The 12,667-nt window shown below is 57.7% G+C and carries 12 protein-coding genes; 11 read left to right on the plus strand and 1 reads right to left on the minus strand.

Features of this window, described 5'->3' with window-relative positions; genetic code table 11:
- Positions 1-45 precede the first annotated feature (45 nt).
- Entirely contained in the window at positions 46-1,320 is a 1,275-nt protein-coding gene (locus ACNYC6_RS25085; protein ID WP_419709624.1) for an FAS1-like dehydratase domain-containing protein, read from the minus strand.
- 214 nt (positions 1,321-1,534) lie between these two features.
- Between ACNYC6_RS25085 and ACNYC6_RS25090 the strand changes: the two genes are divergently transcribed.
- The 11 genes from ACNYC6_RS25090 to ACNYC6_RS25140 all read left to right on the plus strand — a co-directional run bounded on the left by ACNYC6_RS25090 (position 1,535) and on the right by ACNYC6_RS25140 (position 12,665).
- On the plus strand, positions 1,535-2,410 hold the full coding sequence (locus tag ACNYC6_RS25090; protein ID WP_419709625.1) for an SDR family oxidoreductase: 876 nt from the start codon (positions 1,535-1,537) through the stop codon (positions 2,408-2,410).
- A complete protein-coding gene (locus ACNYC6_RS25095) occupies positions 2,407-3,207 on the plus strand; it encodes an enoyl-CoA hydratase/isomerase family protein (RefSeq protein ID WP_419709626.1) in 801 nt (266 codons plus the stop codon). Before ACNYC6_RS25090 ends, ACNYC6_RS25095 begins: the two co-directional genes overlap by 4 nt.
- Before the next feature lie 29 nt (positions 3,208-3,236).
- A complete protein-coding gene (locus tag ACNYC6_RS25100) occupies positions 3,237-4,127 on the plus strand; it encodes an alpha/beta fold hydrolase (protein WP_419709627.1) in 891 nt (296 codons plus the stop codon).
- Between the two features lie 286 nt (positions 4,128-4,413).
- The gene (locus ACNYC6_RS25105; RefSeq protein WP_419709628.1) at positions 4,414-5,103 is read left to right on the plus strand and encodes a TetR/AcrR family transcriptional regulator; all 690 of its coding nucleotides are present in this window, start codon (positions 4,414-4,416) and stop codon (positions 5,101-5,103) included.
- Positions 5,104-5,333: 230 nt separating this feature from the next.
- Entirely contained in the window at positions 5,334-6,227 is an 894-nt protein-coding gene (locus ACNYC6_RS25110; RefSeq protein ID WP_419709629.1) for an enoyl-CoA hydratase/isomerase family protein, read from the plus strand.
- A 47-nt stretch (positions 6,228-6,274) separates the two neighbouring features.
- On the plus strand, positions 6,275-7,243 hold the full coding sequence (locus ACNYC6_RS25115; RefSeq protein WP_419709630.1) for an acyl-CoA dehydrogenase family protein: 969 nt from the start codon (positions 6,275-6,277) through the stop codon (positions 7,241-7,243).
- Between the two features lie 41 nt (positions 7,244-7,284).
- Positions 7,285-8,466 (plus strand): acyl-CoA dehydrogenase family protein, encoded by a 1,182-nt coding sequence (locus tag ACNYC6_RS25120; RefSeq protein ID WP_419709631.1) that lies wholly within the window; start codon positions 7,285-7,287, stop codon positions 8,464-8,466.
- 677 nt (positions 8,467-9,143) lie between these two features.
- Entirely contained in the window at positions 9,144-10,391 is a 1,248-nt protein-coding gene (locus ACNYC6_RS25125) for an NAD(P)/FAD-dependent oxidoreductase (protein ID WP_419709632.1), read from the plus strand.
- A 48-nt stretch (positions 10,392-10,439) separates the two neighbouring features.
- A complete protein-coding gene (locus tag ACNYC6_RS25130; protein WP_419709633.1) occupies positions 10,440-11,444 on the plus strand; it encodes a thiamine pyrophosphate-dependent dehydrogenase E1 component subunit alpha in 1,005 nt (334 codons plus the stop codon).
- Positions 11,431-12,432, plus strand: a complete 1,002-nt coding sequence (locus tag ACNYC6_RS25135) for an alpha-ketoacid dehydrogenase subunit beta (RefSeq protein ID WP_419709634.1) — start codon at positions 11,431-11,433, stop codon at positions 12,430-12,432. Before ACNYC6_RS25130 ends, ACNYC6_RS25135 begins: the two co-directional genes overlap by 14 nt.
- Positions 12,433-12,434: 2 nt before the next feature.
- Complete coding sequence (locus ACNYC6_RS25140; RefSeq protein ID WP_419709635.1) at positions 12,435-12,665, plus strand: biotin/lipoyl-containing protein; 231 nt, start codon at positions 12,435-12,437, stop codon at positions 12,663-12,665.
- The last annotated feature ends 2 nt before the right edge of the window (positions 12,666-12,667 follow it).

Raw genomic sequence — 12,667 nt, forward strand, 5'->3', positions numbered from 1 at the left:
TGCACAAGGCGGGTGCTTCGTCGGGATGCGCCCAAGGTCTGCTGATTACTCATGCGTCCGGCGGTATGAGGTGACGGGTGGAGCGTTCGGAAGCACCACGGGGCCATGCACGCGGGAACTGACCAGAATGGTCGCTTGCGCCGTGATGTTCTGCTGGCCTCGTTGATTGGTACCCACAATTTCCAACTCGATTAGCGGCCCCAGCGTTTCATCGACGCGCGCAGCGGTCACCGTGGCCGTTATCCACGTGGTGTCCCCGACGTAGTTGAAGTTGCGCAACTCGTAACGGATGCGATGCACCCAACTGTCATCGCCGGCGTAGTTACTGACGTAGTTGCACACCATGACAAAGCGCATCGGACCGATATCGTAGGTGTGTTGCACGCCTACCTGCTGGGCCAACCCCAAATCCCAGTGCACGCGCTGAACGGTGTCCCACGCACCGAATTCATTCTTGGAGTAGAAACCCCGCAGGCGCTTGCGATTTTCATAAGCTAGGCGGTAGGGCGGATTCCCGTAAGTCAGCCAGCCGCCACCCATGTGCAGGTTAATCATGTCGGTAATCGTCAGCGGGCCCTTGACCATCGTGGGAAGCTGCTGGCCGACGTCAATGTCTTCCAGATACAACGTATCCGCACCGCGGATGTATTCCGAATCGTAGGCTTCTTCGATGGCCGTCAGCTGTTCCGGGGTATAGGAGGCCAGAGGATCCTTGGGTTTTTTCTTCGCCGATTCCCCGTCTTGTGGGACGGCTTTGCGTTCGGCGTGCACGAACCAGCGGGAGCTGTTGATATAAGTGACGTCGTTCTCGTCCCACCAGCTGGTTGCGTTATTGACGATCACACTGCGGGTGGCAAAGCGGCTTTGTTTCTCTTCAACGTCGCCCACGCATTCGGATTTATAAAGCCGAACGCCGACAGTGATGGGTCGATAATAAATGTACTCCGCGCCCGAATGGAAAAGCTGAACACCGCGCAGGGCATGTCGGGTTTCCTGAAACATGTCCGGGGAGACCACAGGGTTACGGTCTATCCCCATTGACCATTCAAAACCGGGAGGGGCGATAGTGCCACCCCAGCGGGTACTGGAAGCGTAGCCCTCGTCGTTATAAAGCGGATTCATGTCGCCAACCGATTCCGCCCAACGCCGTATGGCGTCCCCGTGGGCATAAGTGTTCCAGGGTTTGGTGATGACCCCTTTTCGCAACGTCGGGTTCGGATAGCCAATGCGCCGACGCATCATTTCTACGTCAGCGTCGGTGATCTTACCCATGACCAGACCGTCGTTAACGGCCTTTGGAGCTTTGGTCGCATTGTCCATTCATATGTGTCCTGTCGTCATGAAACACTCGTGTTTTCCCGGCAGGTCGGTCTAGTCGAAACCCTTAATGAGGTATCTCTATGTCCGATGATGAGCGGGATCATTTCCGAATTTTGCGATTATACGCGGTGTGTTTGCAACACCTTTCGTTTATTGAACTATATCTATTGCTCAATTATGATCGTTGCTCAAGTCACGATAAGCAGGCAGACGTATGGACCACAATCTTTCAGGCAAAACGCTCTTCATCACCGGCGGAAGCCGCGGCATCGGTCGCGCGATTGCGCTGCGGGCCGCCCGGGACGGCGCCAATATCGTTATCGCGGCGAAAACCCAAACTGCCCACCAGCACCTGCCAGGCACCATTTTCAGTGTCGCAGAGGAGGTCGAAGCTGCAGGTGGCCGCGCCCTGCCGCTGGTGGTGGATGTGCGCGATGAGGCGTCTATTGCCAACGCAGTCGAACTGGCGGTGGAGCACTTTGGCGGTATTGATGCATGCATCAACAACGCCAGCGCGATATCGCCCACCGGAACACTGGAAACGCCGGCAAAGCGTTACGACTTGATGCATCAGATCAACGTACGAGGGGCGTTTCTGGTGACCCAGCATTGCTTGCCTCACCTGCTGAAGGCGGCCAATCCTCATGTCATCAATCTTTCGCCACCGATCAACCTTGATCCTGCATGGCTTGGCCCGCATGTCGCCTACACCACCTCTAAGTACATGATGAGCCTGTGGGTGCTGGGTATGGCCAAGGAGTTTGCCGGGAAGGTTGGATTCAACGCCCTATGGCCCATCAGCACCATCGATACTTCGGCGGTGCGTTTTGTGCTGGGCGGTGAGGGGATGGCTCGCCACAGCCGTACCGCAGACATCATGGCCGACGCAGCCTATGAAATTCTCGTGCGTGATAGCCAGCGATTCAGTGGGAATCTGCTGATAGATGAACTCGTTTTGCGTGATGCCGGCGTCACCGATTTTGAGCAGTACGCGGTAGTGCCTGGCGAGCCGCTGTATCCGGACATGTTTGTCGCGCCGAATGTGCTGGCGCAGAGCTCTGCTGTTTTTCTGGAGGAGCCATCCGCATGAGCCAGTCACAGGTGGCAGACGAGCAGGATGTGCAATATGAGCGCCAGGGTGATCTCGCGATCATCCGTATCAACCGACCGCACGTTGGAAACTCTGTGGGTCCGAGCACGATGATGCGGCTTTGTCAGGCGCTTGATAGGGCCATGGGTGATGACAGTCGCGCTATCGTATTGACGCACACGGGCAGGCACTTCATCAGCGGCGCGGACTTTGCGTTTCTGGAAGATATCGCCAACGGACAGAGCACCCTGGATGTGCACAAGGATATTTACGAATACTTCCTTGGCGCATCAAAACGCCTTCATTTGTGCCCCAAGCCTACCATCGCCGCGATAAGCGGGGCAGCCATCACAGTCGGATGCGAATTGGCAATTGCCTGCGATTTCAGGATCGTGACGCCGTCCGCGCGGTTCCAGGAGAGTTGGATTCGACTGGGATTGATCGCGCCACTGGGAGGGCTCAAGGTTTTGCCGGGATTGGTCGGCATGGGTTTGGCGAAAGACATGATGCTCCGCGCTCGTGCGGTGGGCGGCGAAGAAGCGCTCCTGGTCGGGCTGGCGCATGAGTGCGTTGGCGAGGATCAGCTGCTGTCGTCTGCGCTGAAACTCGCTCAAGAGCTGGCCAGTACGCCGATTTTTGCCTATCGGGCTGCGAAGGAAGGTCTTCGCCGTGGGCAAGAGGTCGGTTTGGGCGAGGTCTGGGACCACGGCGTTCTGGCGCAAAGCGTCTTGCTGGGATCACCGGATTTTCAGCTCAGGCTTCGCGAAGCAAGCGCGGCTCTCAAGTCAAAACGCTGAACGCTCGCAGCCACCAGGAACATTGACGTATGCCATCTGACGAAACACCCGAGTCACCGCCTGTAACGGCCTGGTTTGACCAGGCCATTGCACGGCCTCCCGAGATACAGCGGGTAGATGCGGCAGGCGCTGAAGTTGAAATACTGACTTGGGGGCCCATAGGGGCCCCGGGTTTGCTATTTGTGCATGGGATGGTGGCCCATGCCTGGTGGTGGAGTTACATTGCGCCTTACTTTGCAACTGAGTATCGGTGCGCTGCGCTGTCCTTTTCCGGCATGGGCCACTCTGGTTGGCGTGAGCGCTACACGATGCGCGACTTCACTCGTGAAATCACTGCAGCCATCAAGGGCGGCGGTCTTGATCGGGCTGCTCAAAAACCAATTGTTGTGGCGCACTCCTTCGGGGCTTTTGTGGCACGCCGGTTTGCCGAATGGAACGGGGGCGATCTGGCGGGTTTGGTGATGATCGACAGCAGGGTGTGTCCAGGGAGTGACCCGGCCCCACCGTTGCGTTCGTACGTCACGAGGTCATTTGCATCGCAGCGTGAGGCCGTGGCGCGTTTCCGCCTGACGCCACCACAGACGTGTGCCATTGACTATCTGGTAGATTGGGTCGCCCGAAAAGGATTGCGCGAAAGCGAGGAAGGTTGGTGTTGGAGCTTCGATCCAGACCTTTCAGCCAAATTTTTCCAGGATGGCAGCTACCATCCGGGCTTGGGGCCTACAGCGTGCCCCGTGGCATTTGTATGGGGGGCGGACTCCCATCTGGTGTCACCTCGTATACGCAATTATTGTCGCGATGCCTTTCCACGCTCACCCCGGATAGAGATTCCACAGGCCGGGCATCACATCATGATGGAACAACCCATTGCGCTCATCTGCGCATTGCGGGGTCTTTTTGCGAGCTGGCCTGCAGGTTGAGGCCATCGTGCGCGTAACCAACACGGGTAACCTGTCCTGTAAGGGGAGACGTTGCTGACCCTGGTCGCTTCCGCGTGGCGACGGGGTGGAGGTGCTGCAGGTCAGGGTGCCTCAGGCTGGGGTCCTTTATCTACACCGATGAAGACTGGCATGATGATGCGCCGGCCTCTCGATCTTCTTCAAAATAGCCAGTTTGCACTAGAGATATCAGAGACATGAAATCATCCGTTCTCACCCGTTTACTGCTGTTTTTTACCCCGCTGGCCTTGACGGCGGGTCATTCGGTTTGACTCTTTCCGGAAGTAAACAGGAAGGGCAATCCGCTGCCGCAGCGTCTTCGGCGGCCAAAGCGCCGGCGAGGGGGCGCCCCACGGCCGAGGTCTCAAATGAGCAATTGGCGAGGCTGATCCATATCGCCTTTCGCCACTTTCTTGAGTTCGGGCCCGACCGTGCCAGCGTGCAAGCGATCGCTGCGGAGGCCGGGCTCACACGGCAGTCCATCTACGCCCGCTTCGGGTCCAAAGCAGGCTTTGTAGCGTCGGTTGTCGGCAGTCGGGGGGCAGAGTTTTTTGGGCAGTTTTCCATTGAGCTTGAGCGAGACGAGCGTGCGCCAGCCGTCGTGCTGACAGAGTATGCGATCGCAGTGGTTGATCAGCTGCTATTGGAAGAACGGATCACAATGGCCAGGGCGCTGTTCGCTGGATTGCATCGTTACCCCGAATTGCGCAAAGCTGAGCGAGCGACCTATCTGGCAACATTTGCCATGCTGGCGACCTACTTTGAACGGGTGGCAGCGAGGGAAGGATTGGCGCTTGCGGACAGTCTGTTCGTGGCGCGCAATTTCACCGCACAGTTGACCGGGTTCCAGCTTCCCCTGGTGCTGGGAACCGGTACGCTCCCCTCGCCAACCAAGCGTGCGCAACAGATACGTCGCATCGTTTCGATGACGTTGAGAGGCATCGGCCTCAAAGATTAAGCTCTTCTGGACTCCCGATGAGTCCTTCCTCCTTAACGTCAGCACGCGCCTTGTCCACTCTCGTCAACGGTGCAGTGGCGTTGTGCTCGTCGAGCACCGCCTGAGCAACGCTCTCCTGTCATCGCGTCCGCGTCTTCGGATCTCGCGAAGATTCCTCACGCTTGCCAGATCTGTCTGTATTCCCGGTTTGTCGCTTTACAGACTGATCACTCAGGCCGCTGTCATGCCAGATGACCTTCTTGATGATTGTATTAAATTTACATCTGTGTATATTTAATGCGGGCGGATGGGCAGGCTATCCGGGTTTACAAGAGGTGACCATGCAGCTTTATCCAACTGAAATGCTTGCAGACGGTCTGATCACGCTCGAACGCGATGATGCCGTGCTGGTGATAACGCTCAATCGGCCTGAAAAACTCAATGCGTTGACCTCGACAATGCTCGCCGCCCTGGGTGAGGTGTTCACAGCGGCGCAGGAAGACGCCAGCGTTCGGGTGGTGGTCCTGACTGGCGCAGGTCGCGCATTTTGTGCGGGCGCCGATGCAGGTGGACTAAAAAAATCGGCGGAGCGCTCGCTGGATGAACGTCTGGCTTACAAACCGACGTTTACACCGCGCCACTGCGGCTTGTTCAAACCGACCATTTGCGCAGTCAACGGTATTTGCGCCGGGGCGGGACTTCACTTCGTGGGTGACTGCGACATCATTATCGCCGGTGAGTCGGCAAGCTTCACCGACACACACGTCAACATTGGGCAGGTCACGGCGCTGGAACCCATCGGGCTCGCACGGCGTATTCCTCTGGGCGCAGTACTGCGCATGGTGATCCTGGGCAAGTCTGAACGGCTCGACGCCGCGGCGGCGTTGTCGGTTCATTTGGTCAGTGAAGTCTTGCCGGATAACCAGTTGCGCGAGCGGGCGATGGCCCTGGCGCAGATTGCCGCCCAGGTATCGCCTGCGGCTGTTCAGGCCTCCTTACGCGCGGTGTGGGGCTCCTTCGAGCCGGCGCTCAGCGACGCTTACACAGCAGGTCTTGAGGCGGTGATGCGGCATCGGGACCACCCCGACGCAGTTGAGGGGCCTCTGGCCTTTCTCGAGAAACGTGCGCCGCGCTGGCAGCCTTGACCGAACGTCACGTCCGACTTTCATAACGACAATAATGAGGATGTCCGATGGACCTGCTTCCTGATGATGAGGAACGAGGCGTCATAGACGCCACTTACAACTACCTATCCGGCGATCTCCCGGCGCAAAGGCTGCACGCCGCCGACGGCGGCATGTGGGATCGCGCGTTGCGTATTCGATTGGCCGAATTAGGCTGGTTTGGTATTGCACTTGCGCAAGAGCAGGGCGGCGTTGGCATGACCCTGGTTGATGAGGTCCTGGTCATGCGTGAGGCTGGGCGCTTCCTGGCGCCTGCTGAGGTCATTGCAGTGAACCTGGCCGCCAAGCTGGCGGCGGCAGCGGGCAAGTCGGATCTGGTTCAGCAACTTGTTGCAGGCGAAGTGGGGGTGGCCTTAGGCGTCGCTACTACGGAGGACGCTCTGCTGCGGGTGTTTGGATGGCATGACGCACATCTGCTGCTGGATATCACCGGCGCAAATTGGCGATTGTTGTCGATCGCTCCCGAAGACGTTGCGGGTCGACCTTGCTTGGATAAATCCATTTCGCTGGGCGTTGTATCGACTCAAGCCTTGTCCGTTGTGGTAACCGGCAGCCCGTTGATGCGCGAGGCCCGACTGCTCTGCGCGGCCATGCAGGTGGGCTGTGCCGAGGCGGTCACGCATATGATCGTCGACTACGCGAAAGATCGCACGACCTTTGGCCGCCCCATTGGTGCTTATCAGGCTGTACGTCATCCCTGCGCAGAAATGGCGGTTCGAAATCATGCGGCGAGCGCACAGCTTTTCCTCGCGGCGGTGGCTGCGCGCGATGATCGTGACGACGCCGATCTGCAAGCCAACGCTGCCAAGTTGCTGGCGGATGAGGCGGCCAGGACGAACACCGATGCCAATATCCAGCTGCACGGCGGGATAGGCACGACGGATGAGCATGACGCGCATCTCTTTATGAAACGGGCGCAAGTCCTGAGTCACTGGTTTGGCCGCCAAACGCTGCAGCGCGAGCTTGTGGGGGCGTAGCCAGCGATATAACAACAATACCGAATCGAGGAGTTTCGACAGTGAACCTGGACTACAGCGACGACGACCGTCAATTTCGGGAGCGAGCCAGGACTTGGCTCTCAGAGAACGTACCGCGCGAGGCAAGGCCGCCAGAATCACAGGGTCAAGCTGCTGCCGCGTTCGACCAGGCGTGGCAGCGATGCCTGTATGAAGGTGGATTCGCAGGGATCAACTGGCCCAAGGACTTCGGCGGCCTCGGCTTGACGGGTATTCAACAAATCATCTGGTTCGAAGAAGTGGCTCGGGCAAAGGCCCCTCATCCAGGTGCGATGAGTATCGCGCTCAACCATGCAGGGCCGACGCTCATCGTGCGCGGTAATACGCAGCAAAAATCCGAATACTTGCTCCCTATATTGCGTGGGGAGACCATCTGGTGTCAGGGTTTCTCGGAGCCTGGCGCGGGCTCAGACCTTGCTGCGCTGTCAACACGGGGCGAGATTGACGGCGACCATCTTGTTGTCAACGGTCAGAAAATGTGGACATCCAATGCCCATCACGCCCGTTACCAGGAACTGCTGATCCGGACCGACCCTACGAGCAAGCGTCATCATGGGTTGACGTGGGTCATCTGCGACATGCAAACGCCGGGAATCCAGATTCACCCCATCAAAAACATGATGGGTGAGCGCCACGTGAATACGCTGTTCTATGACGACGTTCGAATCCCCCTTGAGAACGTGGTGGGGGGGGTCGGTGAGGGTTGGTCGGTTGCCATGTCGACATTATCATTCGAGCGCGGCACCTACTTTGTGCCTGAGCAGATCTCGCTCTTGGACAAGATCGAACAGCTCACGGCGATGGCCTGCAAAGTGCGTCTTGAGCATGGCAAGTTGGCCATCGAGGATGACCATATCATCGCGCGCCTTGCCCAGCTCAAGGCGCAAGCCCTGGCCTTACAGGCAATGACGATCACAACGGTCGGCAGTCTGGCGCGTCAGGCACAGCCTGGTCCGGAAGGCTCGATTGTCAAACTCTTCGTAACCACTACATATAAGGCCATCGCACAGTTGGCGGCCGACATCATCGGTTGGGATTTTCTTGAATATGGGGATGATCGGACGTCCAACCGGTGGACCTATGAGTTCATGTGGAGTTGGGTGCTGACCATTGCTGGCGGCAGTTCAGAGATTCAGCGTGAAATCATCGCCGACCGAATTCTCGGCCTTCCCAGAGCGCGCTGAAGCCGTGATGAAAGGGCGTTTGCGTGACATAAGCGCAACATTGGTTTGATCGCGGACTCACTGCTTGAGCACGGCTAGGCGTCACCCGCTGCTCTCAGCGATGGCGTCGTGGCGGATCGACCAAGCTGATCGAGTGACGAGCACGATGGGTGGGGGATGTTTGGTGAGTGGCAGCCCACTCGCCAAACAGGCCAAGTCAGGAATCTGACCAGACTAGATGTCTTTCTGTTTAACATCGTTCGCGATACCGTTATCTCTATGCATGAGCCTGGACAGACTACCGGTAAGAATCTCAATGGGCGCCTTATTTTTCCCTTATGACATGAGAGATTCCTTGCAATAGAGTGATCTAAATGTCTTTGCCTGACCGAAAGCATGGGTTGTGTTTCGCGGCAATCGGTATGAGGCACAGTGTGCGAGGCCACATCTCTCGGGTTCCGATTGCACAGATGCTTGGCATTGAAGCTTGGAACGGCGGAGAGGCGCAGAGTTGGCGCTAAAAGCTAGGTGGATAGAGATATCTTATTTAAGGTGCATAGCCTTAATTATGCATACCGATTGCGCCATCATTTTTTATTGAGTAATCTCTATAGCTGATGCTATGAGATCTTCATGTTCCAGATGCCTGGATTTCGGCTGGATTAGGCTGGCGCGTACCGAGCTACGGGGAAAACGCAATGCAAACGAATAATAAGGGTGTGGTCATCGTAGGTGCCGGACTGGCGGGTGCGACCTGTGCGCAAACGCTTCGCCAGCAGGGTTACGCAGGGTCCGTTACGCTGCTGGGCGATGAGTCGGTGCCCCCTTACAATCGACCACCGTTGTCCAAGGCGTATCTCAAGGGCGAGATCGAGCTGGACAGGCTCATGCTCAAGGCAGATGAGTTTTACACGCAACATCAGATCACCCTGCACATGGATTGCCATGTCACTGAAATAGACACGCAACGGCAGGTCGTCGTCTCGTCTGCGGGAGACATCCCCTACAGCTCGCTCGTCATTGCAACCGGGTGCCTGCCTCGTAGCCTGCCAGTGCCAGGGGCAGAGCTGGGCAATGTCATGCATTTACGTACCGTCGCAGATGCTGACCGCCTGAAAAGTCTTTATCACGCCGGCGCCGGCCACGTCGCTATTGCGGGTGGCGGGTTCATCGGGCTGGAGGTTGCGGCCTCGTTGCGACACAGCGGGGTGGCGGTGACGGTTATTGAACGTGAGTCGCGGCTGTTGGCACGAGTGGCCAGCCCGGAATTGTCGAAGTTTTTTGGCGACTACCACCGCCTCAATGGCGTGGAGCTTCTCCTTGATTCGGCCATTACCGAGCTGCGCGGGTTGCCTGGAGGAAACGTTCAGGAGGTTGTGCTCGCCGATGGCCGAGTGCTGCCCGTCAATGCCGTGGTTGTCGGGATTGGCGCTGTTCCGAACAGCTCAATCGCGCAGGCGGCCGGCATTCTTTGCGATGGCGGAATCATTGTCGACGAAGACTGCCACACCTCAGTGCCAGACATTTTTGCAATCGGCGACGTCACGCGCCGGCCCATGGAATTTTATGAAAAATCCATGATGCGGCTTGAGAGCGTACCAAGCGCGCTTGAGCAGGCAAGGCGCGTCGCCTTCGGCTTGGTTGGCAAGCCGCTTCCAGCCGCCGGAGTGCCTTGGTTCTGGAGCGATCAATATGACGTCAAGCTCCAGATCGGGGGGTTGGCGCATTGGGGCGACCGGACAATCACGCGCCAATTTGAAGCACCCAATCAGTTTGCCGTATTCCATTTAAGGGCTGACCGCCTGGTCGCCGTCGAAGCGGTAAATGCGCCCCAGGCGTTTGTCGCCGGGCAGCGAATGATTGCGGCAGGCACGCCTATCGACGCTGCTCGTCTGGCTGATCCTGCCGTATCAATGAAGGATTTGATCTCGACCACAGTGGCGTAACTCACGCCACAGGCATGCCTTGCAATTACTGCGTTAAGGGAGCATTCAATGACTGACCAAAACAAAAGCCCGGGATGTACACCGGAGGTTCTGCTCGACATCTATCGTCGAGCCACGCTCATCAAGCAAAACGATATGCGCATGCGGGCGTCCATCCGCTCCGGGAAACTGGTGTCGACCTACTACTCGCCGCGCGGCCAGGAAATCATTCCGTCTGCCGTCTCCGCGTGTCTGGAAACGACTGACTACATCGTTACCATTTACCGCGGCATCCACGATCAGATTGCTAAAGGGATTCCTTTGGATCTGCTTTGGGCCGAATACGCGGGTCGCATCACGGGCGCATGCAAAGGTAAAGGCGGGGCGATGCATATCACGCATCCTGCCAGCGGCATCATGGTAACAACGGGCATCGTGGGTGCGAGCATGCCCATTGCCAACGGCCTGGCGTTGGCCTCGCAACTCAAGGGCGATGGACGGGTCAGTGTGGCGTATTTTGGCGACGGCGCCTCCAACATCGGCGCCTTCCACGAATCTCTGAACATGGCTTCTGTCTGGAAGCTTCCCGTGATTTTCGTCTGTCAAAACAACCTTTACGGTGAGCACACGCCTTACTCGATGGCGACCTCTGTGAAGCAGGTTGCGCACAGGGCTGCGTCTTATTCCATGCCAAGCGTAACCGTCAACGGTAACGATGCCGAGCAAACCTGGAGCGCGGCACGCGAAGCGATCGCCCGGGCCCGCGCCGGGGAGGGGCCAACACTGATTGAAGCCATGACCTTCCGTTTCGAGGGGCACAACATGGGTGATGACAACCATTACATCCCTGCCGATGTTCTCGCTGCCGCACGGGCGGATGATCCAGTCGTCAAACTTCGCAGCCAGGTGCTGGAAGTAGGTGCGGCCAGCGCTCAACAACTGGACGACCTGGAAGCGGACATCGAACGACAGATCGATGCTGCAATTGAATTCGCAATGTCGAGCCCCCTTCCGGGCATCGAGGAACTGCGTCGCGACGTATACGCCGAGGAGTTGGCACATGAGTACCTCTGAACAAATGACCATTGTCCAGGCGGTCAACGCTGCCCTCGATGACGCGATGGCATTAGACCCCACCGTGTTTCTTCTGGGTGAGGACATTGCAGACGGCCAGGGTGGCGGTGCGGTCAAGTGCACCAAAGGATTGTCGACCAAGTATGGGGTGTCGCGGGTGCGTTCGACCCCTATTGCCGAGGAGGCAATCGTGGGTGCGGCGGTCGGTGCGGCGATTGTGGGTATGCGTCCTGTAGCGGAAATCATGTTGATGAATTTCGCAACGGTGGCCATGGATCAGATCACCAACCATGCGGCCAAACTGCGCTTCATGTCCGGCGGCCAAACGCACGTGCCGTTGACCCTGCGGATGATGACCGGGGCCGGCTTCGGTACCGGTGGCCAGCATGCTGACATGCTCGAAGCCTGGTTCGCTCACACCGCAGGATTAAAAGTGGTGGCCCCCTCGACACCGGCAGATGCATACGGCCTGTTGTTGTCCAGTATTTTCGATGATGACCCTGTGATCTTTATCGAGAACCTGCCGCTGTACTTCAAGCCAGGTCCTGCGCCGGTGCGCGGTACTCGTATTCCGCTGGGTAAAGCCAATATCACCCGTACCGGCAAGGACGTGACTGTTATCGCTTACTCACGGGCGGCAGTGGATGCGTTAGCGGCCGCTCAAGCGCTGGCGCTGGAAGGCATAGACGTGGAAGTCATCGACTTGCGCACCGTCTCACCCATTGATTTCGACACCGTTCTCAATTCGGTCGCCAAGACAGGTCGCGCCGTCGTGGTTCACGAGGCCGTTCGTTACTGTGGGATCGGGGCAGAAGTGTCCGCAAGAATCAGCGAAGCATTATTCGGCAAGCTGCGCAGCCCAGTCGAGCGAGTGGGTGGTTATCACTGTCCAGTCCCGTTTGCCAAGGTCCTCGAGAATGAATTCGTCCCGAATCCCGCTCGCATCCAGGCAGCCATCAAAAAAACAGTCAAAGGTCAGGAACTATAAACATGACAACTGAAGTACGCGTGCCGAAGTTAGGGTTCTCTGTAGATGAGGTGGAGCTGACGGAGTGGTTGGTTCAGGACGGCGATGTAGTGACCACTGGCCAGACGTTGTACCTGATGGAGAGTCAGAAATCGAGCGAGGAAGTCGAATCGCCCGGCTCAGGAACAGTGAAAATCATTGAGTCAGCTGGGCAGACACTGGCGGTTGGTACGCTGATCGCAACGATTGAATGAGC

This window comes from Pseudomonas sp. NFX224 (assembly GCF_048565165.1).
Classification (GTDB): Bacteria; Pseudomonadota; Gammaproteobacteria; order Pseudomonadales; family Pseudomonadaceae; genus Aquipseudomonas.